The 21,575-nt window shown below is 67.7% G+C and carries 18 protein-coding genes and 1 pseudogene; 13 read left to right on the forward strand and 6 right to left on the reverse strand.

Features of this window, described 5'->3' with window-relative positions:
* Positions 1 to 30 precede the first annotated feature (30 nt).
* Positions 31 to 2,358, reverse strand: a complete 2,328-nt coding sequence (locus tag ACOQPD_RS08920; protein WP_420611603.1) for an SLC13 family permease — start codon at positions 2,356 to 2,358, stop codon at positions 31 to 33.
* Positions 2,359 to 2,626: 268 nt separating this feature from the next.
* Complete coding sequence (locus tag ACOQPD_RS08925; protein ID WP_420611604.1) at positions 2,627 to 4,393, reverse strand: SLC13 family permease; 1,767 nt, start codon at positions 4,391 to 4,393, stop codon at positions 2,627 to 2,629.
* A gap of 196 nt (positions 4,394 to 4,589) precedes the next feature.
* On the opposite strand from ACOQPD_RS08925, the gene ACOQPD_RS08930 reads away from it, so the two are divergent.
* The 6 genes from ACOQPD_RS08930 to ACOQPD_RS08955 all read left to right on the forward strand — a co-directional run bounded on the left by ACOQPD_RS08930 (position 4,590) and on the right by ACOQPD_RS08955 (position 10,101).
* On the forward strand, positions 4,590 to 6,002 hold the full coding sequence (locus ACOQPD_RS08930) for a hypothetical protein (protein ID WP_420611605.1): 1,413 nt from the start codon (positions 4,590 to 4,592) through the stop codon (positions 6,000 to 6,002).
* Between the two features lie 42 nt (positions 6,003 to 6,044).
* Positions 6,045 to 6,845 carry a dienelactone hydrolase family protein gene (locus tag ACOQPD_RS08935; RefSeq protein ID WP_420611606.1) on the forward strand — a complete coding sequence of 267 codons (801 nt, stop codon included), beginning with the start codon at positions 6,045 to 6,047 and terminating at the stop codon, positions 6,843 to 6,845.
* A gap of 3 nt (positions 6,846 to 6,848) precedes the next feature.
* Positions 6,849 to 7,775, forward strand: coding sequence for an ABC transporter ATP-binding protein (locus ACOQPD_RS08940; RefSeq protein WP_420611607.1), 927 nt, complete (start codon positions 6,849 to 6,851; stop codon positions 7,773 to 7,775).
* Positions 7,772 to 9,448: an ABC transporter permease subunit gene (locus ACOQPD_RS08945; RefSeq protein WP_420611608.1), complete on the forward strand. Its 1,677-nt coding sequence runs from the start codon at positions 7,772 to 7,774 to the stop codon at positions 9,446 to 9,448. The genes ACOQPD_RS08940 and ACOQPD_RS08945 overlap by 4 nt, the downstream gene beginning before the upstream one ends.
* Before the next feature lie 84 nt (positions 9,449 to 9,532).
* Positions 9,533 to 9,787, forward strand: a complete 255-nt coding sequence (locus ACOQPD_RS08950) for a hypothetical protein (RefSeq protein WP_420611609.1) — start codon at positions 9,533 to 9,535, stop codon at positions 9,785 to 9,787.
* Positions 9,784 to 10,101, forward strand: coding sequence for a type II toxin-antitoxin system PemK/MazF family toxin (locus ACOQPD_RS08955; RefSeq protein ID WP_420611610.1), 318 nt, complete (start codon positions 9,784 to 9,786; stop codon positions 10,099 to 10,101). The genes ACOQPD_RS08950 and ACOQPD_RS08955 overlap by 4 nt, the downstream gene beginning before the upstream one ends.
* Here ACOQPD_RS08955 and ACOQPD_RS08960 read toward each other — a convergent pair whose 3' ends face one another.
* Positions 10,102 to 11,517 carry a hypothetical protein gene (locus ACOQPD_RS08960; protein ID WP_420611611.1) on the reverse strand — a complete coding sequence of 472 codons (1,416 nt, stop codon included), beginning with the start codon at positions 11,515 to 11,517 and terminating at the stop codon, positions 10,102 to 10,104.
* A 153-nt stretch (positions 11,518 to 11,670) separates the two neighbouring features.
* Between ACOQPD_RS08960 and ACOQPD_RS08965 the strand changes: the two genes are divergently transcribed.
* The 6 genes from ACOQPD_RS08965 to ACOQPD_RS08990 all read left to right on the forward strand — a co-directional run bounded on the left by ACOQPD_RS08965 (position 11,671) and on the right by ACOQPD_RS08990 (position 16,318).
* Positions 11,671 to 11,892, forward strand: coding sequence for an antitoxin MazE5 (locus ACOQPD_RS08965; protein WP_420611612.1), 222 nt, complete (start codon positions 11,671 to 11,673; stop codon positions 11,890 to 11,892).
* A complete protein-coding gene (locus ACOQPD_RS08970; protein ID WP_420611613.1) occupies positions 11,889 to 12,215 on the forward strand; it encodes a type II toxin-antitoxin system PemK/MazF family toxin in 327 nt (108 codons plus the stop codon). The genes ACOQPD_RS08965 and ACOQPD_RS08970 overlap by 4 nt, the downstream gene beginning before the upstream one ends.
* A gap of 61 nt (positions 12,216 to 12,276) precedes the next feature.
* The gene (locus tag ACOQPD_RS08975) at positions 12,277 to 13,398 is read left to right on the forward strand and encodes a hypothetical protein (protein WP_420611614.1); all 1,122 of its coding nucleotides are present in this window, start codon (positions 12,277 to 12,279) and stop codon (positions 13,396 to 13,398) included.
* 3 nt (positions 13,399 to 13,401) lie between these two features.
* Positions 13,402 to 14,427 carry an alcohol dehydrogenase catalytic domain-containing protein gene (locus ACOQPD_RS08980; RefSeq protein ID WP_420611615.1) on the forward strand — a complete coding sequence of 342 codons (1,026 nt, stop codon included), beginning with the start codon at positions 13,402 to 13,404 and terminating at the stop codon, positions 14,425 to 14,427.
* Positions 14,424 to 15,509 (forward strand): phosphotriesterase family protein, encoded by a 1,086-nt coding sequence (locus tag ACOQPD_RS08985; protein ID WP_420611616.1) that lies wholly within the window; start codon positions 14,424 to 14,426, stop codon positions 15,507 to 15,509. The genes ACOQPD_RS08980 and ACOQPD_RS08985 overlap by 4 nt, the downstream gene beginning before the upstream one ends.
* A complete protein-coding gene (locus ACOQPD_RS08990) occupies positions 15,506 to 16,318 on the forward strand; it encodes an SDR family NAD(P)-dependent oxidoreductase (RefSeq protein ID WP_420611617.1) in 813 nt (270 codons plus the stop codon). The genes ACOQPD_RS08985 and ACOQPD_RS08990 overlap by 4 nt, the downstream gene beginning before the upstream one ends.
* A 422-nt stretch (positions 16,319 to 16,740) precedes the next feature.
* Here ACOQPD_RS08990 and ACOQPD_RS08995 read toward each other — a convergent pair whose 3' ends face one another.
* The 3 genes from ACOQPD_RS08995 to ACOQPD_RS09005 all read right to left on the reverse strand — a co-directional run bounded on the left by ACOQPD_RS08995 (position 16,741) and on the right by ACOQPD_RS09005 (position 19,856).
* Positions 16,741 to 18,276 (reverse strand): AMP-binding protein, encoded by a 1,536-nt coding sequence (locus ACOQPD_RS08995; RefSeq protein ID WP_420611618.1) that lies wholly within the window; start codon positions 18,274 to 18,276, stop codon positions 16,741 to 16,743.
* A gap of 84 nt (positions 18,277 to 18,360) precedes the next feature.
* Complete coding sequence (locus tag ACOQPD_RS09000; protein WP_420611619.1) at positions 18,361 to 19,230, reverse strand: ChbG/HpnK family deacetylase; 870 nt, start codon at positions 19,228 to 19,230, stop codon at positions 18,361 to 18,363.
* Positions 19,227 to 19,856 (reverse strand): isochorismatase family protein, encoded by a 630-nt coding sequence (locus ACOQPD_RS09005; RefSeq protein ID WP_420611620.1) that lies wholly within the window; start codon positions 19,854 to 19,856, stop codon positions 19,227 to 19,229. The genes ACOQPD_RS09000 and ACOQPD_RS09005 overlap by 4 nt, the downstream gene beginning before the upstream one ends.
* A 37-nt stretch (positions 19,857 to 19,893) precedes the next feature.
* On the opposite strand from ACOQPD_RS09005, the pseudogene ACOQPD_RS09010 reads away from it, so the two are divergent.
* Positions 19,894 to 21,377: pseudogene (locus tag ACOQPD_RS09010) on the forward strand (nicotinate phosphoribosyltransferase).
* Positions 21,378 to 21,575: the final 198 nt, after the last annotated feature.

Here is a 21,575-nt window from a genome sequence, read left to right on the forward strand (position 1 = left end):
GCACGCCGGTTTCCGACGGGACGATCGGGCTCAGACAGGGAAGAAAACGGGTACGAGGGCCACCACTATGCCCAGGACCACGACGGTCAGGGGGGTTCCGACCCGGGCGTAATCGCCGGCCCGGTAACCGCCGGCACCCATGACCAGGAGGTTGGCCTTGTGGCTGAAGGGTGTCATGAAGGCGGCCGACGCGGCCAGGCTCACCCCCATCATGGCGGCGTAGGGGTTCATGCCCAGTTGGGCAGCCGTCTCCAGGGCGACCGGCGCCAGAAGGACCACGGCGGGGGCCCCGTCAAGAGCCTGGCTGAGGAGGCTGGCCAGAACCACCAGCGCGATGAGGATGGCCATGTGGCCCATCGGTCCCAGCCATTCGCTGACCCTGCTCACCAGGAGCAACGCCGCGCCGGTGCTTTCCATGGCGATGCCCACCGGCAGGACCGCAGCCACCAGGAAGATGGTGCGCCACTCGATGGCCCGGTACGCCTCCTCCATGGTGACGGTACCGAGCAGCAACACCAGGCTGGCGGCGACGAAGGCGGCCACATGGATGGGCTGGAGACCCAGCACCACCATCGCGACCATCAGCAATAACGCCCCCAGGGCGATCGGGGCCTTCTTGGGACGACGAGGCTGCATCCCGGCCGGTGAGAGCACGACGAAGTTGGCGTCGGAACCGAGCAGACGGATCCGCTCCCAGGGACCTTGCACCAGCAACCCGTCACCGAAACGGAGCGTCAGATCAGCCAGATCCTCGTAGATAGAGCGTCCGTCCCTCCAGACCGCCAGCAACTGGAGCCCGTAACGATCCCGGAACTGTAGCTCGCGGGAGGTCTTGCCCACCACCGCCGAGCGGGGCGCCAGCGCCACCTCGACGATGCCGAAGTTCTCCGACTCGAGTCCTCCCTCACCCACCCGCGAATCCACCTCGATGTCACCCAGCCGGACCAACCGCTCGAACCGGGCCGGCTCGCACGCCACCAGCAGACCATCGCCGGCCTCGAGCACGTCGTCGGGACGAACGTCGAGACGGGTGACATCATCGCGAATGATCCCGCCGACCGTGACGCCCGCCAGCTCGCTCAGCCGGCTCGATCCCACCGTCGCGCCCGCCAGCGAAGAGCCTTCCGGGACCCGGAGCACGGAGAGATAACCCTCGAAGGCCCGCATCGCCGCCAGGCCCAGGTTCTTCACCAGGAAGTTCGGGTCCGGTTGCATCTCCAGCAGCTGCGAGCGGGGCCCGATAGCGATCACATGATCCCCGGCGAGGATGGTCCGGGTAGCCAGGTTCTCCCGCAAGACCTCTCCGTCCCGCTCCACCCCCACGATCACCGCCTCGTAGCTTTCCCTGAAGCGGGCCTCGCGCGGGGTCCTTCCGGCCAGGCCGGACGAGGCGGGAACCTCGAACCTGATGGCTGTGAAGCCTCGCATCGGCCTCGGGAGTTGGCGGGTCGACGTCGGCCGGAGCTCCACGTCCCCCACCCGCAAGAGATCCTCGAGGTCCGACAGCCTTCCCTCCACGAGGAGAACGTCGCCGCCCCTGAGAAGGGTGTCGGCCGTCGGGGACAGATGCTTGGCACCTCGGTGTATGGACACCACCTGGATACCCAGGGCGCCGGACAGGTTGGCATCGGACAGGGTGACGCCGTCCATGGCGGACGGCTCGGGAATCCGGATCGTGAACAGCCGCTCCTCAAGATGGTAGATGTGGGTCAGCTCTTCCGCTGCCGACTCGGCGGGACCGGCGTGGCGGCTGGGCAGCAGCCGTCGCCCGATCGTGATCATGAACAGGATCCCTGCGCCGAGAAGCACCAGCCCGATGGGGGTGAAGTCGAACAGACCGAACGGCGTCATGTTCCGCTCGGCGATGATGGTGGCGGCGACGATGTTGGGCGGGGTGCCCACCATGGTGGTGGTACCACCCAGGATCGACCCGAACGCGAGGGGCATCATCAGTCGGGAGGCCGGGAGCCCGGCCCGCCTGGCGATCCCCGCCACCGCCGGCATCAGGACCGCGGTGGCGGCGATGTTGTTCATGAACGCCGAGAGGATGCCCGACACCAGCATGAGCGTGATGATCAGCGGGATCTCCTTGCTGCCTACGAGGGTGTAGACCTTGGACGCCACCGTGTCGGCTACACCCGTATATAGGAGAGCGGCGCTGATGATGAAGATGGCCAGCATGGTGATCACTGCGGGCGAGGCGAAGCCGCTGAAGGCTTCCGTTGGCCCGACATACCCTCCCAGGATCAGCACCGCCAACCCCAGGAATGCAGTCAGATCCACCGGTAGCTTGGCGGTCAGGAACAGGTAGGCCATCCCCGCCAGCAGCAGGATCAGGAACGCGATCTGCCAGGTCACGAGGCAGCCACCACGGCAGGAGTCGCCGGATTGACGGACCCAGTGGTCTGTCTGTGAAACTGCGGCGCGGTATGCGCCGGCAGGGGCGTTCCTCGCGAGGCCCGCTGACGAAGGCGTACCCGAAGCGGTACGTTGAAGAGGCGGAACGCAGCGAGGGGCGCCGATGGCAAGCAGAGCACGCCATGTCGTCTGGCAGGCAGACCACTAGCTGTGAAGTACTCCATCGTCCCGCCTCCGGTGTTGCCAGCGCTGCGGTTCATCCGTGGGATCAGAACGACCAGAGACGGGGGATGAAGATCACCGACAGTATCCAGAAGGTGATGCTGAGGGGAACGCCGGTGCGCAGGAAGTCCGTGTACTTGTAGCCACCGGCGTTGTAGATCATCGTGTTCGTCTGGTAGCCGACGGGCGTGGAGAACCCGGTCGAGGCAGCGAAGGTGATCGCCATCAGGAAGGGCCGCGGGTCGACGCCGATCTGCTCCGCGGTCGAGATGGCTATGGGCGCGAGGAGCACCGCGGCCGCGGCATTGCTCATCGTGTCGGTCATCACCGAGGTCATCAGGTAGATGACGGCCAGGACCGCCACCGGTCCCATGTCGCCCACCACCCCGACAGCCCGCTCCGCGATGAACTCGGCCGCGCCACTGGTCTGCATGGCTATTCCGAGCGGGAGGATGCCGGCGAGAAGGAAGATGACCTGCCAGTTGATGGCGTGATACGCCTCGTCCAGTCGCAGGACCCGGGTGAGCAGCATGGCCAGGCAGCCGAGCAGCGCGGTGACGAGGATCGGGAAGACCTCGAAGGCCGCCAGTCCTACGACAGCGACGAGGATCGCGATCACCAGGGGCGCGCGGTGCCGCAGCGCCGTCCCGGGCACCTCGTCGAGCACGATGAAATCGCTGTTGCGTCGCAGCGCCCTGATCTCCGCCTCGTGCGCCTGGAGCAGGATGGCGTCGCCAAGACTGAGCGCGACCGTGCTGAGCTGGTCGTGAATCGTCTCGCCCCTGCGCTGCATCGCCAGCACCAGCGCTTTGTAGCGGTTCCGGAAGTCCAGTTCCTTGAGGGTGTGGCCGACCAGCTCAGACCCCGGAGCGACCAGGGCCTGTACCAAACGCAGGTCTTCGGTCTGGAGCGTCTCATCGCGCAACTCGAAGTCGACATTGAGTTCCAGGCCCATGGAATCGCGGAGAAGCATGAGTTCGCTGATCTCGCCGCGCACCAGCAGTACGTGATCGGGTTCGAGGACCTGGCGGAGCGGCGCCCATCCGGCCTCTCCTATATGCAGGACGCGCAGGACTGTCACGTCGTGCTCCTCGCCGAGCCGGCTCTCCAGCACGGTCTGGCCGACCAGCGGCGAGTTCCTCCGCACCCGCATCTCCGTGACGTACTCGCCAAGGTTGTAGGTGCTGGCGAGCTCGCTCACCGTGCGGTCGGGGAGCAGCCAGCGCCCGAACAGCAGGAAGAATGTGACACCGGCTACGAATAGGATCAGGCCCATCCGGCTGAACTCGAACATGCTGAACGAGCCGTAACCGGCCTGCTCGGAGATGGAGCTGACCAGCAGGTTGGTTGAGGTGCCGATCAGCGTGCAGACACCCCCGAACTGCGAGGCGTAGGAGAGCGGGATGAGCAGCTTGGAGGCCGAGATCCGGCGCCGGTTGGCGAGAATCGTGACCAGCGGGATGAACACCGCCACCGCCGCCGTGTTGTTGACGAAAGCCGACATCACCGTGATCGTGCTCATCACCACCACCAGCGCGGTGTAGTGGTCCTTGCCGAATCGCACCATGAGCCGGCCCACCGCAGCCGTGGCACCGGTCTTCTGTAGACCCGCGCTCAGGACGAACATGGCGGCCACCGTGAGGGTCGCCGGATTGCTGAAGCCGGAGAACCCCTCCTGCGGCGTGACCAGGCCGAAGGCGAGCAGGGCGCCCAGACCGAGCAACGCCACCATGTCGAGTGGGTACTTCTCGGCAACGAACAGGGCGACCGTTCCGACCAGAATGGCGAGTACCAGAATCGCTTCCAACGACATACCAGCTACTTACCCGGATCGAACGGATGGGAGTGGGTCATGACTCCTCCCCTGCAGGTTCCAGCCCTCGCGATACCGGGCCGGCGGCTCGCTTCGGCACCTGGAATCCGACTCCGGATACCTTATCACGGGCGCCTCGCGGCCGAACATGCCCGCCGGTGTGTCACAATCGGGGCCAGCCACGCCGAGGATCGGTATGCCTGGAATCAACCCACCGCTCCGGATCGGCCTCCTAGCCGTCTACTTCGGGCTGTTCGATGCAGCCATGCCGCCCGAGTTCCGGCAGGAGCGCACGGCCTTCGCCGAGGCCATGCGGACCCGGCTGGAGCAATTCGGATCGGTCGTCTACCCGGGCGTGGTCGACAACGACGAGGCGGGACGGGAGGCCGGCCTGCTGTTCGCCCGGTCCGATCTCGATGTGATCGTCTTCGTACCCACCATGGCGGCCCCGCCCAGCTACGGATGGGAAGCGATCCGGAACCTCCCCCGGGTTCCGGTGGTAGCGGTCGGGGCACAGGAGCTCACCGAGGTGCCGGACGACTACGCCACCGAGGAGGCCACCCGCAGGAGCCTGACGGTCGGTCTGGTCATGTTCACCAACGTGCTGGTCAGGATGGGCCGGCAGTTCACCACGCTGGTCTCTTCGGTAATCGACGATGATCTCGACACCGTTCTCGGCGATACGCTGCGGGCAGCGGATGCCGCCGCCTCGGTCACCAAGTCCCGGCTGCTCACGATCGGCAAACCCATTGCGGGTTACATGGACGTGGAGGTCACCGGCGAGCAACTGGTCGGTCTGGGAGTCGAGGTCATAGACGTTGACCCGCCGGGGATCGCTGCCGCCTTCGGGGCCGTGGGCGACGGCGAGGTGTCCGCTCTCGTCTGCGAGTTGCGCGACCGTTTCGAAGCCGGCCGGGTTGACGACCAGGTCCTGGCCCGCTCCGCCCGGCTCGCCCTGGCTATGAAGGAACTGTGCCGCCGGAACGATGCGAGCGCCGGGGCGGTCAACTGCCACGGCGACGCTCTCCGCTGGAACCCGGAAGTGGGCGTGACCGCCTGCCTGGGAGTCGCCTTGTGCACCGAGGTGGGGCTGCCCTTCGCCTGCACCGGGGACATACCCACCGCGATCGCGCTGGCCATGGGGAAGCGCCTGGCCGGATCGGCCCTCTACTGCGAGCTTTACCAAGTCGACTTCCCGGGGAACTGGATACTGGTAGCCAACGGCGGAGAGGGCGATCCAACCATCCGGGCGGCGTCATCCGATGTGACCCTGCTCCCCGAGGATCACTACATGGGGGATCACGGACCGGGGACCGCGGTTGCCTTCGAGCTCCCGGCGGGGCCGGCCACGCTTATCAGCCTCAGTCCCCTCGATCACAGCAACGGATGGGTACTCGTGGGCGCCGAGGGCGAGATCCTCGACTCGAAGCACCACGCCATGGAGGGACCCAACGGGATGTTCCGATTCGACTCGGGAAACGTGGCCGAGGCTTACGCCCGGTGGTGCGAGGCGGGCGCCACCCACCACGCCGCGGTTCTGCCGGGCCATCAGGGCGATGTGCTGCGCCTGACCGCCGGCATGCTGCGGATCACCTATACCGCCGTGTAGCGGAACCATCCGCCGGGCCGCTAGCCCGAACTCCCATATACAATGTTTCCGGCCAACCGGGCGGTGGAGGAGGCGGACGTGTGTTTCGATCAGGACTCCGCTCCTCCCATCCCGAGAGGCGTTCGGGAAGCGCGGGGCCGCGACCTGGTGCTGACGGCCCGGGACGGCAACCGCTTCTCCGCATTCGAGGCCACCGGAGCCACGCCGTCGATGGCCGCGGTGGTGGTCCTGCCGGACGTGCGGGGCCTGTTTCGCTTCTACAAGCAGCTGGCCCTCCTGCTGGCCCACGCCGGCCACGATGCCGTCGCCATCGACTACTTCGGACGCACCGCCGGCCTCGGCGAGCGACCCGGCGACTGGGACTTCTGGCCCCATCTCCACGACACCACGTTCGCGGGAATCCGGGACGACGTGGCCGCGGCCGTCTCCCATCTCCGGGCATCCGATCCTGACCGGAAGATCTTCACCATGGGTTTCTGCTTCGGCGGATCCGCCTCCTGGCACCAGGCTGCCAACGGCCTTGAGCTCTCCGGAGCCATCGGCTTCTACGGCAAGCCCCGTCGCCCGGAGGAGACCGCCGGGGCTATAGATCGAGTGGCCGGCATGGCCTGCCCGATACTGGCCCTGATGGGCGGAGACGATCCCAGCATCCCGCTCGAGCAAGTGGAGGAGTTGGAGAATGCCCTGGCGGGAGCCGGAGTTCCCCACGAGGTCGTGGTGTACCCGGGCGCTCCACACTCGTTCTTCGACCGCCGGCTCCATGAGTTCGAGGAAGACTCGATCGACGCCTGGGAGCGGGTGCTGGCCTTCATCTCCACCAATTCGTCCCGGGAAGGTAGGTAGGGCATGTCAGACGCTATCGAGACCCGAGGTCTCACCAAGTACTACGGGGACGCCGCCGGCATCGTCGACCTCGACCTCGCCGTCGAGTCGGGCGAGGTATTCGGGTTCATAGGCCCCAACGGCGCCGGCAAGACCACCACCATCCGCCTGCTCCTCAACTTCCTGCAGCCGACTAGGGGTTCGGGAACCGTGCTCGGCATGGATATGGCGGCCGACTCGGTGGCCATCCGGAGCCGCGTCGGATACCTGCCCGGAGATCTTGCTCTCTACCCGTCGATGACCGGACGGGAGTTCCTGCTCTACTTCAGCCGGCTCCGGGGTGTCGACACCTCCGCCGCCACGACCCTGCTGGCCGAACGGTTCGAGCTGGACCTGAACCGGCGCATCAAGGAGTATTCGAAGGGCAACCGCCAGAAAGTGGGACTGGTCAACGCGTTCATGCACGAGCCGGAACTGTTGATTCTCGACGAGCCGACCGGCGGCCTCGATCCCCTGATGCAACAGGAGTTCGCGACCCTACTCGGCGAAGTCCGAGCCGAGGGCCGCACCGTGTTTCTGTCCTCGCACTACCTGCCCGAGGTACAGCGGATCGCCGACCGGGTGGGGATCGTCCGCCAGGGTCGTCTGATCGCGGTGGACACCCTCGACGGGTTCCGCACCAGGATCCAGTCCAACCTGTCGGTCGAGTTCGCCGCGCCCGCCGACCCGTCCGGCTTCGCCGGTCTCCGCGGAGTCACGTCGGTCGATGCCCATGACGGCGGCAAGCTGTTACGCCTGAGCGTTTCCGGCCCGCAGGACGCGGTGATCCGGGCGGCGGCGGACGCCGGGGCGATAGCTGTCCACACCGAGGAAGCCGACCTCGACGACGTCTTCCTCTCCTACTACGGGCCGGGGGACCCCGAGTCCGGACCGGAAGGCCGGGCGCATTGACCGCCGCAATCCTGGTCAAGAGCCTCCGGGACCGGCGCCGCGCCCTCGTCGGCAACAGCCTCGGTCTGGTGGCTCTGGTCCTCTGGCTCGGTGCGCTATTCCCGATCCTTCGGGACAACCAGGGCTTCACCGACATCATGGAGCGTGTCCCGCCGGAGATGCTGACCGCCTTCGGAACCGACCTGGCCACCTTCCTGACCGCGGCGGGGTTCCTGTCCGCCGAGTTCTTCGCGCTGTTCGCCCCGCTTCTGATCCTCATCTTCGTGATCAGCGCGGTGGTCGCCGAGACCGCCACCGAGGAACGAGAAGGGCTGATGGACATGGTGCTGTCCAATCCGGTGTCCCGGCGCAGGGTCTTCCTCGAGAAGGCAGGGGGCGTGGCGGCGGCGGCGCTGCTGATGGTGGCCGTGATCACCGTGGCGCTCCTGGCCGCGAACCCGGTTTTCGGCCTGGACCTGCCCGTGGTGGGCGTGGCGGCGGCCGGCCTGTCCCTCTGGCTGCTAGGGACGTCCTTCGGCGCGGTAGCCCTGCTGGTTGGGGCCTTTACGGGCCGGTCGACAGCGGCCGGCGGGATGGCCGGGCTCCTGGCCCTCCTCGCCTGGTTCGTCACCAGTTTCTCGGGCCTGCTCCCCTGGCTGGAGAGGGCAAGTGCAGTGAGCCCGTTCACCTGGTACCGCGAGCCCAACCCGCTGATCACAGGATTCGGCGCCGGCCACATATGGCTGCTGGTGACCACCGTCGTTCTGCTGGCGGTTGCGGTGCTGTTGTTCGAACGGAGGGACATCGCCACGGAGCGGGCGGCCCTGCCCGATGTCAAGGTCCGGCGGCGAGCGCGGCCCCGAGTCCGGCAACCCCGGTCGGCCTGGCTTCTCACCGATCCGTTCCGCAAGGTCATCTGGGATCGCCGCCGGTCGGTGTGGGCCTGGGGCGGAGGTCTCGGTGTGCTGTCCCTGGCCATGTTCTCGGCCTGGCCGGCCCTCGCGCAGGATGCCGACGCGCTGGCCGCGCTGGTCACCTCGATGCCCCGGGAAGTGTTCGCCATGTTCGGTCTGACCAACCCCGAAGCGATAGTTACTCCGGCCGGGTTCGTCTCATCCCGGAGCCATCAGTCGATCGGCCCGATCGTGGTGATCTTCTTCTGCGTTCGGGGGGTGTCGATGGCTCTGATCCGCCAGGAGGCCTCCGGTGTGCTCGACCTGGAACTAGCCCAGCCGGCCTCCCGGAGCCGGATCGTCGCCTCCAAGCTGGCGGCCGTCGCTCTCTCGGCCGGAGTGGTGGTACTGATTCCCACCGTTGTGGCTCTGGCGGCTGACCTCCGCTGGGAGACCGAACTCGGCTTAGGGCCCATCCTGGCGGCGAGCGCCGGGCTCTACCTGCTCGGCCTGTTCTTCGCCGGATTGGCGCTCCTGCTATGGGCCGCCAAGGGCACGTCCCTGCCGGCCGTCCGGATCGCCGGCATCGCAGCCCTGGCCACCTTCCTGATGAACGGCCTGGGCGCCCTGGCGGACGGCCTCCGACCGATCCGGTTGGTCTCGCCCTTCTACTGGTACTTCGGCGACGCCCCACCTCTCGCCAAAGGGTTCGAGCCGTCCTATTTCCTGTTACTGGCCGGGACGGTAGCCATGGCCTGGGTGGCTCTGGTCCTCTTCCGCCGGCGGGACACCAGCGTCTGATGGACTAGACCGCGGGTCAAGTTTCTGCTTCCGCCTCGCCACGTCAGCGCCACAATGAATCCCAAAAGTGATATACTGTAGGGGATGCATACAAGGCAGATACCGGTGCGCCTGTCCGAGACCTTGCTCGCCGACCTCGATGCCCTCGTGGCGGGCGGTGTGTACCGGTCTCGGGCTGCGGCGATCCGGGCCGGGATCGTGGCAATCGTCAATGGCGAGCGGCAGCGCCGGGTAGACCGGCAGATCATCAATGGGTACACCCGCCACCCGCCTACCCCGGCAGAGGCACAAGCCGCATTAGCCTCCATGCGAGACGCCATCGCCCAGGAACCCTGGTGACCAGCAAGCGCCGTGGGGAGGTCTGGTGGGGGGAGATCGAGGATCTCGGGCGACGCCCTTTTCTCATCATGACCAGGCCGTCGGCCATTCCGGTCCTGAACCACCTGGTTGCTGCGCCTGTAACCCGCACCATACGCGACATCCCGACCGAATTACGGCTAGGGCCAGACGACGGCATGCCCGCAGAGTGCGCCGCCAGCTTTGACAACATAAGAGTCGTGCCCAAAGCCCTTCTCGTCGAGCGCATCTGCACCCTCGGCCCGGACCGCCTCGCCCAAGCCTGCGCCGCGCTGCGAACCGCCCTCGCCTGCTAGCTAGGTGATCCGAACGTAGCCGATCCTGAGGTAGCGGGCGACGACACCCACTCCGGCCGCCAGGGATCCCGGAGCGACCGCGCTGTGATGGTTGGCACCGGCCAGGGCCCAGCGGCGCCATGCCTCACCAACCGGCTTCCCGCCTGCGAACCGGAAGGCGCCCCCCACCGTGGGGCTGTCCGGGAACGACCTGCCGGTGATCTCGCCCTCGGCGGCGATGAGCCGGAACCCGCTCGGCTCGTCGTGGTGGGGGGTGAATCCCACCAGGGTGGCCGGGCCGGGTGGCAACTCGAACCAGGCGCTGAGGCCGGTGATCGGATCCGACCGGTACCACGGATTGGGCTGCAGCCGGGGCCGGGCGCCACCACGGCACCAGCCGAGATCGTGCTCCCCGGAGTTGGCGATGGCCACCTCGCCGGTATCGAAGTCGATCGCCTCGATCTCGTGGTAGAGCGCCGCTCCCCCCAACCGCTTGGCGACCAGCATGGCCACCGCGGTGAGCACGTCGCCTGCGCAACTCCACGGCACGCCCCGCGTCGTCTCCCGGCCGAGACCGAAGCACGGGGTGACCCCCGGCTCCTCTCCGAACCTGATCTCCGCCACGTGGCAGTTCATCGCCCCGGCATCGAAGCTGCGCACCCGATCCAACTCCTCGATCGCCGCCGCCAGCCGCAGGGAACGCGTGGTTCCCTCCGGGTCTTCCGTTGCGTCCTCGTACCGGCCGGCCACCTCGGCCTCTAATCCCGCCATATCGGACACGCCGTCATAGAGGGTCCGGATCTCGGCCGGGTCGACGGGGATCAGCTCGATGCCGGTGGCGGCCATCAGAACCTCATCATCGACGTCAACGCAGGCATATCCGTCGATAGGCCGTCCCACCCGGGCGATACGCGCCGATGCCAGCGAGCCGGCCACCGCAGCCGCGCCGACCGTTCCCGCCAGCTTCTCGACGACCGGCCCGTCACCGATCCCGCCCACCACCAGCTCGAAGGGCCTTCCCGACCGGACCAGCAGGTTGGTCAGCATGGGCGTGCCCACCGTTGCGCCCATCGTGGTGATGTCCGACTGGTCGAAGCCGGTCCGGAGCGTCCGGCACCGCTGGACCGCCCACACCACCACCGGCAGGTCGCCCAACCGGTCGAGCGCGGCCATGGCATAGGTAGGAGGAACCGCCATCGACTGCGCCACTACCAGCACCTGCGCACCGGCGGCGCTGATCGCCTCCGCCGCGGTGGCCCCGGCCTCCGGTGAATCGACCATGCCCGACCACACCACATCGACATCCGCCCCTGCCAGGCACTCGACCACGTCGTCGAGCAGGTCCCGCCGGTCGGAGCGGAAGGCGGCGCCCCCCGCACTGGACTCCCAGAATCCCCAGTACGGAACCATCACGGCGACCAAGACCCTGGCCCTCATCGTGTCCTCCGCGGCATGGCGCTCAGGGTAGGGTGCGAGAGGCCTCCGGCGGGACCAATCCCTCCTATCCAGCGCGGTTGCGGGCCACAACAGGTAGCTAGGCGAGGCGCAATGCCACATTCGTGCTGTCTTTATGCCATGCCACGGATTCGCGTGAGCACGACCGTAAGTGACGGGCTACTGGAGCAGGCGAGAGCCGCATTGCCGGATCTGAATGACGCCACCTTGCTCGACCGGGCGCTGGCCGCGCTCTGCGCTGAGTTGCGCGCCGCCGAGATCGACCTGTCATACAGGATCTACGAAGCCCTGCCACTCGACACCGAGGACGAATGGGGCAACCCGGCCGACTTCCTGGATGCGGTCGGCTCTGCGTGAAAGCCCTACCGCAGCGAGGCGAGGTGTGGTGGTGCGAGGTCCCCGACATACACCGGCGGCCGGTGGTCGTATTGTCGCGCGACGCGGCGATCGCCGCCCTACACCGCGTGATCGGGGCGCCGTGCAGTACGGTGACCCGCAACCTTGCCACCGAGGTCGTGCTCGAGCCGGGAGATGACCCGATACCACGTCCGAGCGTAGTGCAGCTGGATTCGACCTTCAACGTCTCGGTAGCCCATCTCACCTCGCGGCTCGGACGGCTCAGCGGCGAGCGGATGCGCCAGGTCTGCAGCGCTTTGGCCGTGGCCGTAGACTGCCGGTAGCGTCGATTCCACGCCACGGGCAACCGACAGATCCCCAGCGAGAGACCCCAAGGAGGCAGGTATGACAACCGAGACCCGTATCGAGTTCTCAGAAGTGCTCGGTAGACGGATCCGCCTCGGCACCTGGGAAGACCAGAAGATCTCTACCTACCGGAAGATCCGCGAGGCTGTGGCCGAGGAACGCTGGGACGATGCCGCAGATCTGGCGGACTATTTCATCGACGAGGCCAGCGTCTGCTTCATCCTCTACCGCCAGTGGATCAACGACCTGAGCAACTTCCTGCAGAACAACGGCTTGTCTCCCGAAGATGTGGCTGGCGTCAACGCCGGCATCGTCGCCAAGATCGCCCTCCCCGACGGCTCGCCCTGGAACGCGCACCGGCATTGGGACCGCTTCAAGCGGGAGCAGAGAAAGCTGCTGTCCCACCTCTTCCGGGAAGAGCCTGATCAAGCCCTCGACTCGCTCGACGCCATGAAGGAAACGTGGCGCCAGACCCACGACCGCGATGTCGATCACACCTACGGCCTCATGTCCGAGATCCAGGAGCGGTTCGGCGGGCAGGGCATCGTGGACATGTACAAGCTGGTACTGGAGCCACTGTTCGCGTGGCGCTACGAGAAGTTCGACATCGATAAGCATCCCTGGGACGAAGCACTCGAGACCCTGATGAACGTGGCGTGCGAGTCCATGCGGGGCCACCTGGTGGGGCCGGAGCGCACCGGAGACTTCGAGCTGGTCGAGACCGACGACCGCTTCATCCTGCGGTTCGACCCCTGCGCATCGGGAGGCCGCACCATCCGGGGAGACTGGATCGAGGGGACCCCCGCCCGGATGGAACCCCCGTACAACTGGGGGGTCAGCCAGGAGGAGGCCTCCTGGAACCATTTCCAGAAGGGGGTCTGCCTCTACTGCGCGCACTGCATCATCCTTATGGAGGAGATGCCGATCGACCGCTTCGGCTACCCGGTCCGCACCGTGGATCCGCCCATCTACCCGGACACCGATCCCGACCCCGAAGTGCGCCAGAAGTGCCAGTGGGAAATGTTCAAGGATCCCACCCAGACGCCCGAGGAGTACTACACCCGGGTGGGGCGCAAGAAGCCGGAAGTGTTCGGATCGTCACACTTCGAGACTCCGCCCATGCCGGACGCCGGCTCGCTGGGGTTGCCCGGCCTGGGGTAGCCGGTGCGGGCCGCGGTCCTCCAGGGATACGGTGAGCCGCTAGAACTGACCGAGCTTCCCGACCCGATCGCGGGTCCCGGAGAAGTCGTGGTCGACATCCGGGCCTGTGGCGTCTGTGGAAGCGACCTGTTCCTCCAGAAGGGCGGCTTCGATTCGACCCTGCCGATAATCCCTGGCCACGAGGCGGCCGGGGTGGTGTCGTCCCTGGGGCCCGGAGTCGATACGGTCGTCATCGGCCAGCCGGTCGCCCTCTACTACATCGACCACTGCGGGGCGTGCCGGATCTGCCGGTCCGGACGGGTCAACATGTGCCTGGGGGTACGCCGCATGGGCGTGGAGTTCAGCGGCGCCTTCGCCGAGCGGGTGGCCATCCCCGCCCGGTCGGTCATTCCGGTGACCGAACACGATGACCCGGCTGCCGTAGCGGTGCTGACCGATGCGGTGGCAACGCCATACCACGCTCTGGTGCAGCGGGCCGGGGCGCGGCCGGGCGAGACGGTGGTGGTATTCGGGATAGGAGGGATCGGGGCCAACGCAGTCCAGCTGGCCGCCCACCTGGGCTGCCGCGTGATCGCGGTGAGCCGCTCCGATGCCAGCCTCGAGCTGGCCCGCCGGATGGGGGCCGAGGCCGCTATCCGGACCGGCCCCGGCATCGCCCAGCAGGTCCAGGACGCGGCCGGACCGGGAGGGCCCGACATCATCATCCAGACAGTCGGGTCGGCAGAGGTCTTCGCTCAAGCGGTCGCGTCGGCCGGCATCGGCTGCCGGGTGGTCGCGGTCGGCGCCACCCTGGACCCCTTCCCGGTCAACGCCATGGACCTGATCTGGAAGGAGGCCGGCCTGACCGGCTCCCGCGGCTTCACCCCCCAGGACATCCGTGACGTGCTGGACCTCCACCGCGACGGCGCCATCACCACCGACCACCTGGTCCGGAATCGGCGGCCGCTCGATCAGGTGAACGAGGCACTGGACGACCTACGGGCCGGTCGGGTGGTTCGCTCGGTGATCAGCTTCGGATCGGGTTGGTGACCGCCGTGGCGGGTCCGGACGGACGAGCTTGGGCGATGACCGTGCAGGGACCCGTTCCGGTCTCCGATCTGGGTCCCACCCACATCCACGAGCACCTGCACATCGACTGCCGACCGATCCTCCGCATCCACGGTTACCCGGCGGTCTCGGAGGCGCCCCTGACCCTCGAGACGGCCACCGAGGCCCGATGGAACCCGGGCGGCTTCCCGGACAACTACCACCAGACCGATCCCGATCAGGTCGTGGCCGAGCTGGAACCGTTCCGCGCCGCGGGAGGCCGCACCATCGTTGAGGTGACCCCCAGCCACCTGTCAAGGGATCCGGGCATCCTCCGCCGGATCGCGGAGCAGAGCCGTGTGCAGGTGATCATGGGCTGTGGCTATTACCTGGCCGGAAGCCATCCACCCGGCACCTCCAGCCGGACTACGCAGGCCATCGCCGACGAGCTGATCGACGAGTGGCGCCACGGGGTGAGCGACACCGGTATCCGTCCCGGAATCATCGGGGAGATCGGCACCGGCAACCCGGTCCACCCGGAGGAGGAACGCATCGTCCGAGCCGCGGCCTGGGCCCATCTCGAGACCGGCCTGCCGATCAGCATCCATGTCCATCCGTGGGGCTTCGAGGGCGGATACGTGCTCGATGTTCTCGAATCGGAGGGTGTTGACCTCCGCCGGGTGATCCTGGGCCACATGAACACGGCGGTCGGCCGGCCGCCCTACCTGCTGGACCTGCTGGCCAGGGGCGCCAACCTCGGCTTCGATCTGATGGGCTTCGACCACTCGTTGATCGGCCTCGGCAAATACCCGCCCAGCGACTTCGACGTGGTGGCGCGGATCGCCGACCTGGCCGAACGAGGCTTCGCCGACCAGGTGTTCGTCTCCCAGGACATGGGCGGGGTGAAGACCCGCCTGCTGGCCTACGGGGGTTGGGGATACGCCCATATCCTCGATCACGTGGTCCCGCTCCTCCGGAGCGCCGGATGGGGCGACCGGGAGGTGGAAACCCTGATGGTGGCCAACCCGGCCCGCCTGCTGGCGATCCCGGGCCTGGCCCCGACGAACGCCGCCGGACAGCCATGACCGGCCCCGCCCCATCGGCCTCGGACGGCCCGAACCGGCCGGACCACTCCTGGCATCTGGGCGCCGGGCTGGAAGGCCGCGGCGTGATCGTCACCGGCGCCGCCGGAGGGATCGGCCGCGCCATCGCCATCTCGATGGCCGGTGCCGGCGCCCGCGTGGCGGCCATCGACCGCGACGAGCCGGGCCTCCGATCCACCCTGTCGGAACTCCAGGGCACCGGCCACCTGCCGGTGGTGTTCGACCTCTCCGACACCTCGGACATACCTCAAATGGTCGCCTCCGTGGTTGAGCGCCTCGGAGACCTGTGGGCGCTGGCCAACGTCGCCGCGGTACTCCGCCGGCGCAGCCTCGACGAGGTCAAGGAGGAGGACTGGGACCTGCAGATGGACGTGAACGTGAAGGCGTCCTTCCTGCTCAGCCGGGAGGCGGGGAACGCGATGGTGGCATCCGGCGGGGGCGGGCGCATCATCAACTTCGCTTCGATGGCCTGGCTGACCGGTCCGTTCCTCGGGAGCGACGCCTACGTGATCGGCAAGGCCGGCATCGTCACCATGACCCGGGGCCTCGCCCGCACGTTCGGCCCCCACGGGATCCTGGTCAACACCATCTCGCCCGGCCAGATCGACACCCCGATGCAACACCTGGACAATCCCGCCGAGCTGTCCGAGCGCACCGCCGCCCAATGCCCCCTGGGCCGGATGGGCCGTCCCGAGGAGGTAGCGGCCGTGGCGGTGTTCCTAGCCTCCCACCACGCCAGCTTCGTCAACGGCGCCACCATCAACGTGAGCGGCGGCCTGGTGATGTATTAGCAGTGATTCTTCACGGCCGGCCGGCTTAACGGCCCTGGTCACACCGGAGATTCGGCATCTCGTCATGGATCTCGTGCCCGATTGGTCTGCCGCCACGGCGAAGACCGCAGCGACGCGCCAGGCAAGACAAAAGGAGAAAGTCGGCAGACACTAGACGGAAGACCCGCTCCGCTTTGCGGTGGTGTCCCGGCGAAGGTGTGGGCCGGCTAGGGCGTGTTCTCGCTATGCGCGTTCGTTAGTAATCGCGGGTCCCGTGGTCGGTCTGTGGGGTGGCGGTGGGATATGGCGCCGCCGGCGGCGTCTATGGCAAGGACTTGCTGACGAAGGCGTACCCGCACGGTACGTTGAGGAGGCAGGACGCATCCAGAGGCGTCGATGGCGGTCCAGATCACTCCGCCCGCAACGCTGACCGACCACGTTCATCAGTTGACAGCTTTGGTCTTGCCCTCCCAGTAGGGGGCCCGCAGCTTGAACTTCTGCAGCTTGCCGGTGGCCGTGCGGGCCAGTTCGTCGCGCATCTCCACCGACGTGGGGCACTTGTAGTGGGCGATCCGCTCCCGGCAGTGGGCGATCAACTCCTCGGGCGTGGCGGTTGCTCCAGCAGCCAGCACCACCAGCGCCTTCACCGTCTCGCCCCACTTCTCGTCGGGCACCCCGATCACCGCCACCTCGGCCACGGCCGGATGCGAGAACAGAGCGTCCTCCACCTCGATCGACGACACGTTCTCGCCCCCGGAGATGATCACGTCCTTCTTGCGGTCGGTGATCATGTAGTAGCCGTCGTCGTCGAGATACCCACCGTCTCCGGTGTGGAACCAGCCGTCGACGATGGCGTCCGCGGTGGCGTCGGGCTGCTCCCAATAGCCCTCAAGCACATGGTTGCTGCGGGCCAGGAACTCGCCGGAGGCACTCACCTGCATGCGCACTCCCAGCGCGGGCACGCCCTGGCGCGACAGCTTGCGAGCTCGCTCATCCGGCGAGAGCACATCCCACTCGGCCCGGGCACGGTTGAGGGTCAGCACCGGGGCTGTCTCGGTAAGACCGTAGAGCTGGATGAACTCCCAACCCAGCTCGGTCTCCATCCGCTCGATGGTCCGGGTGGGAGGGGGTGCGCCCGCTACCACCATGCGGGTGCGCCCCGCGCCCGGGATGGGGCCGTCCCACTGTGCGGCCGCGTCGAGCACGGCGGCCACCACCGCCGGCGCGCCGCACAGCAGCGTGATGCCGTGGGCATCCACCCGGCGCAGGATCTCGGCCCCGTCGACTTTGCGCAGCACCACCTGCTTGGCGCCCATGCCGACCAGCACGTAGGGCATACCCCACCCGTTGCAGTGGAACATCGGCAGGGTGTGCAGGTAGATGTCTCGGTCGGTGACGGAGGCGTGCAGGCCGAACACGGCCGCGTTGATCCACAGGCTGCGGTGGGTCTGCTCCACCCCCTTGGGCCGGGCCGTGGTGCCCGAGGTGTAGTTGATGACCGCGGTCTGGTCCTCGTGGGGCTCCCAGGGATGCGGCGACTCGCCGAACCGCCACAGAGCCCCGTCCGACTCGTCGCCGAGCACGAACTTGTGGCGGCACTTCACCGGATGAAGCGCGTCGGCCAGCTCGGGATCGACCAGCAGCACGTCGGCGCCGCAGTGTTCCACTATGTAGGACACCTCGTCGAGGCTGAGCCGGAAGTTGATGGGCACGAAGATGCGTCCGTTGCCGCTGACGCCCCAGAAGCAGGTGAGCAGGCGCCCGGCGTTGTGCGACACCATGGCCACCCGGCCTCCCATCGGCACCCCGAGCGCGTCGAGGCCTGCGCCGGTGGCGTCGACCAGCTCGCCCATGCGCGAGAACGTGACCTCGCCCATGGAGGGCGCGGGCTGGTCGCGCTCGTCGACAAAGGCGACCCGGTCGGGATACACGGCCATGGCCCGGTCGAGGTGGTCGCGGACTGTAAGCGGAACCTTCATGGTGCCATCATGGCAGGGCGGGCCCGCGCGCTGGAGCTCAGGACGTGCCTTTCGCGCGTGTCCCCTGCACTCACGGGCGCCGACTTAACCGCCGTAGCCCCACCGCCAGCGAGCGCCCAGCTGCCGGAAGTCGGAGAGCACCACATCGTCGGGCGCTTCCAACGCTCCCGCTCTCGCCCACTCGTACTCGGCGATCCTCCAGGCGGCGTCGTCGGGATGGACCGCCGACACCTCTCCGGGAGCGTTGCAATGCATGGACAGGAACGCCACACCGGTCGCCTCATCCAGGAATCGCCCGTAGACCTGGCGCGGGGCCTCGTCCTGATAGGTGAGACCCATCATGAAATGATCGGCTCCCACGCCTCCTGACGCCACCAGATCGTCCCGCAAGTCGTCGAGGAGGGAGAGATCGGCGGGACCCCATTCGAGTACCGATGCATAAGCGGCCGGGTCGAGCGGCATCAGCACCGGCAGGCGGTGGCGCCGGGCCACGCCCAGCGTGATCTCGGCCAGTTCCGGGGCCAGAGCCCCGCCCATGTGATGATCGAGATGGGTCACGTCGATGCCCGCCTCGAGCGCTGCCGCGATCTGCGTCTCGAGCTCTTCCTCCACGGCCCCCGGCCGGGCTCGGGCACGAAGCTCCGGGACCGTAGGCCACATGTACCCGTCATCGTCGATCAGTCCGGACGACTTGGAGGCGGTCGACATCGGGCGCCATCGCATCCGGGCCGACTCGGAGGTGAGGGTCAGGTGCAGGCCCAGGTCGAGATCGGGCCGCCGGGCCGCCAGTTCGGCCGCCGCCGGGAACCAGGGGCAGGGCACCATGATCGATCCCGAGGTCACGAAGCCGCTCCCGGCCAGCTCGTCCATGGCCGTGACCGATCCGAGCGTCACGCCTATGTCGTCGATATGCGGGATGACCTCGGCCCGGATCGCATCCGCAACGGCGCTCATCCGACCGTTACGCCCGCCTCGCGAAGCTGGCGGACTGCCGCGTCCCCGTCGCCCGGGTTCAGATTGACCGCGGCGGTGGCGGCGAGGAGCACGGTGGTGTCGAACCCTTCCGCGGCCGAGTCGAGGGCCGTGTCCTTGACGCAGTAGTCGAGGGCCAGCCCCACCACCACGACCCGCAGGCAACCCGCCTCCCGGATCATGGCGGCCAGCCCGGTGGGGATCTCCTCGCCCGACACCGGATCCCGCATCGTGAATCCCGAGTAGCCGTCCTCCCCGCCGGCGCCCTTGTGGACGCTGGGACCCTCGACCCGGAGGTCGGGGTGGAAGCCGGCGCCGGGGGTGCCGGCCACGCAATGGACCGGCCAGATGCCGCCGTCGATGGCGAAGTGCGGCGTGCGCTCCGGGTGCCAGTCCTGGGTGTAGAAGAGGGAGGCGCCGGCCTCCAGCGCCAGGGATATCTGATGGTTCACCGCCGGAACCACCTGCGTGTCCCCGCCCGGAACGTAGAGGCTTCCCCCCGGATCGGCGAAGTCGTTCTGGACGTCCACCACGATCAGCGCGGTGTCCGAGGCATAGACAGTCACATCTTCAGGGTACTTGCTCGGGTAACGTGGCGGCGTGCTCACCGAGGGCATCCTGTCCACCGACCATTACCAGCTGACCATGGCTCAGCTCTATCACACCCATGGTCTGGCCGACCGGCCCGCCCAGTTCGACTACCACTTCCGCTCCTACCCCGACTACGGCGACCACCAGGCCGGATACTGCATCACCGCCGGTCTCGGGCCGCTGATCGACTGGATGGAGCGCACCTGGTTCGGATCCGCGGAGGCGGACGCCCTGCGCACCGCGCGAACCAGCGCCGGCGAGCGCCTCTTCGGCGAGCCGTTCATCGAATGGCTGACCGGATCGGACGGGTTCGCGTCGCTCTCGATGTGGGCGATTCCGGAGGGCCGGGTGGTGCATCCCAAGACGCCGGTCGTGACCGTGGAGGCGCCGCTGGCCGTGGCTCAACTCCTGGAGACCCCGCTGCTGAACCGGCTCAATTACGCCACGCTGGTTGCCACCAAGACCTCTCGGGCGGTGGAAGCGGCGGGCGGCACCGCGGTCCTGGAGTTCGGGATGCGGAGGGCGCCCGGACCCGCGGCCGACTCGGCCACCAGGGCTGCTCTCATCGCGGAGCGGCGGGATCCTCCAACTTCGCCACCTCGCACCGGCTGGGCTTCGTCCCTCGCGGCACCCATGCCCATTCGCTGGTCCAAGTGTTCATAGCCGAATCGGGAGGCGAGCTCGAGGCCTTCAGGGCCTATGCCGACCTGTACCCGGACGATTGCCTTCTGCTGGTCGACACGATCAACACCCTCGAGTCGGGCCTTCCCAACGCCATCACCGTGTTCGAGGAGCTGAGGCGGAAGGGCCATCGACCCGTAGGGATCCGGCTTGATTCGGGTGACCTTGCCTACCTGGCGGTCCGGTCAGCGGCCATGCTCGACGGGGCCGGCTTCGAGGACGTGTCGATCGTGCTCTCCTCCGATCTGGACGAGCTCACCATCTGGCAGGTGCGCAACCAGATCCTGGAGGAGGCCGGGGACTACGGCGTGGATCCGGGCCGCCTTCTCGACCGGCTCGTCTACGGGGTGGGAACCCGCCTGGTCACCTCGGACGGTTGCCCGAGCCCCAACGGCGTGTTCAAGCTGGTGGCGGTAAGGGACTCGGGTGGGGAGTGGACCCCGGCGATCAAGATTTCCGAGACGCCCGCCAAGGTGCTGGATCCGGGCCGCAAACGGCTATGGAGGATCTATGACCATCGAGGAACGGCCACGGCCGACCTGATCACCCTGGATGGCTTCGACCCGGGCACCCGGCCTCTCCACCTGGTCCATCCAAACCATCCCGAGGTGCGTCGGACGCTGACTGCCCGCCAGGTGTCGGAGGTGGAGCCGCTCCGGGTGAAGGTGCTGGAGGCAGGCCGGCGCGTTGCCGATGACTTCGACGATCTCAAGGCGGCCAGAGCACGGCGGACAGCGGACCTGGCCCGCCTGGACCCCGGAGTGCGGCGCCTGGTCAACCCCCACACCTACCACGTGTCGCTGAGCCCGGAACTGTCCGGCCTCAAGCAGGAACTGATCGCCGGCCTCCAGGTGTGACCGGTACTCCGCCGGACCCAGGCGCTGATCCCGCACGGCCGACCGGGACTTCCGGACCATCGGCAACCTCGCGAAAATCGGGCCTCCGGCCCAGGGCCCGCCCCCACCACCACCTGTCCTGCTTCGGAGCGAGGTCGGCCATGCCCGGCTGGATGCCGGGAAGTCGGCCTTCGCTCCTAAAAGCTCGTATGTCCCCTG

The organism is Candidatus Spongiisocius sp., assembly GCF_965221825.1.
GTDB lineage: Bacteria > Actinomycetota > Acidimicrobiia > Spongiisociales > Spongiisociaceae > Spongiisocius.

Excerpts from the sequence above, each read along its gene's own strand:
- ACOQPD_RS08925 (WP_420611604.1), bottom strand. The coding sequence starts at position 4,393 with ATGTCGTTGGAAGCGATTCTGGTACTCGCCATTCTGGTCGGAACGGTC.
- ACOQPD_RS08930 (WP_420611605.1), top strand. The coding sequence starts at position 4,590 with ATGCCTGGAATCAACCCACCGCTCCGGATCGGCCTCCTAGCCGTCTAC.
- ACOQPD_RS08935 (WP_420611606.1), top strand. The coding sequence starts at position 6,045 with ATGTTTCCGGCCAACCGGGCGGTGGAGGAGGCGGACGTGTGTTTCGAT.
- ACOQPD_RS08940 (WP_420611607.1), top strand. The coding sequence starts at position 6,849 with ATGTCAGACGCTATCGAGACCCGAGGTCTCACCAAGTACTACGGGGAC.
- ACOQPD_RS08950 (WP_420611609.1), top strand. The coding sequence starts at position 9,533 with ATGCATACAAGGCAGATACCGGTGCGCCTGTCCGAGACCTTGCTCGCC.
- ACOQPD_RS08960 (WP_420611611.1), bottom strand. The coding sequence starts at position 11,517 with ATGAGGGCCAGGGTCTTGGTCGCCGTGATGGTTCCGTACTGGGGATTC.
- ACOQPD_RS08975 (WP_420611614.1), top strand. The coding sequence starts at position 12,277 with ATGACAACCGAGACCCGTATCGAGTTCTCAGAAGTGCTCGGTAGACGG.
- ACOQPD_RS08990 (WP_420611617.1), top strand. The coding sequence starts at position 15,506 with ATGACCGGCCCCGCCCCATCGGCCTCGGACGGCCCGAACCGGCCGGAC.
- ACOQPD_RS08995 (WP_420611618.1), bottom strand. The coding sequence starts at position 18,276 with ATGAAGGTTCCGCTTACAGTCCGCGACCACCTCGACCGGGCCATGGCC.
- ACOQPD_RS09000 (WP_420611619.1), bottom strand. The coding sequence starts at position 19,230 with ATGAGCGCCGTTGCGGATGCGATCCGGGCCGAGGTCATCCCGCATATC.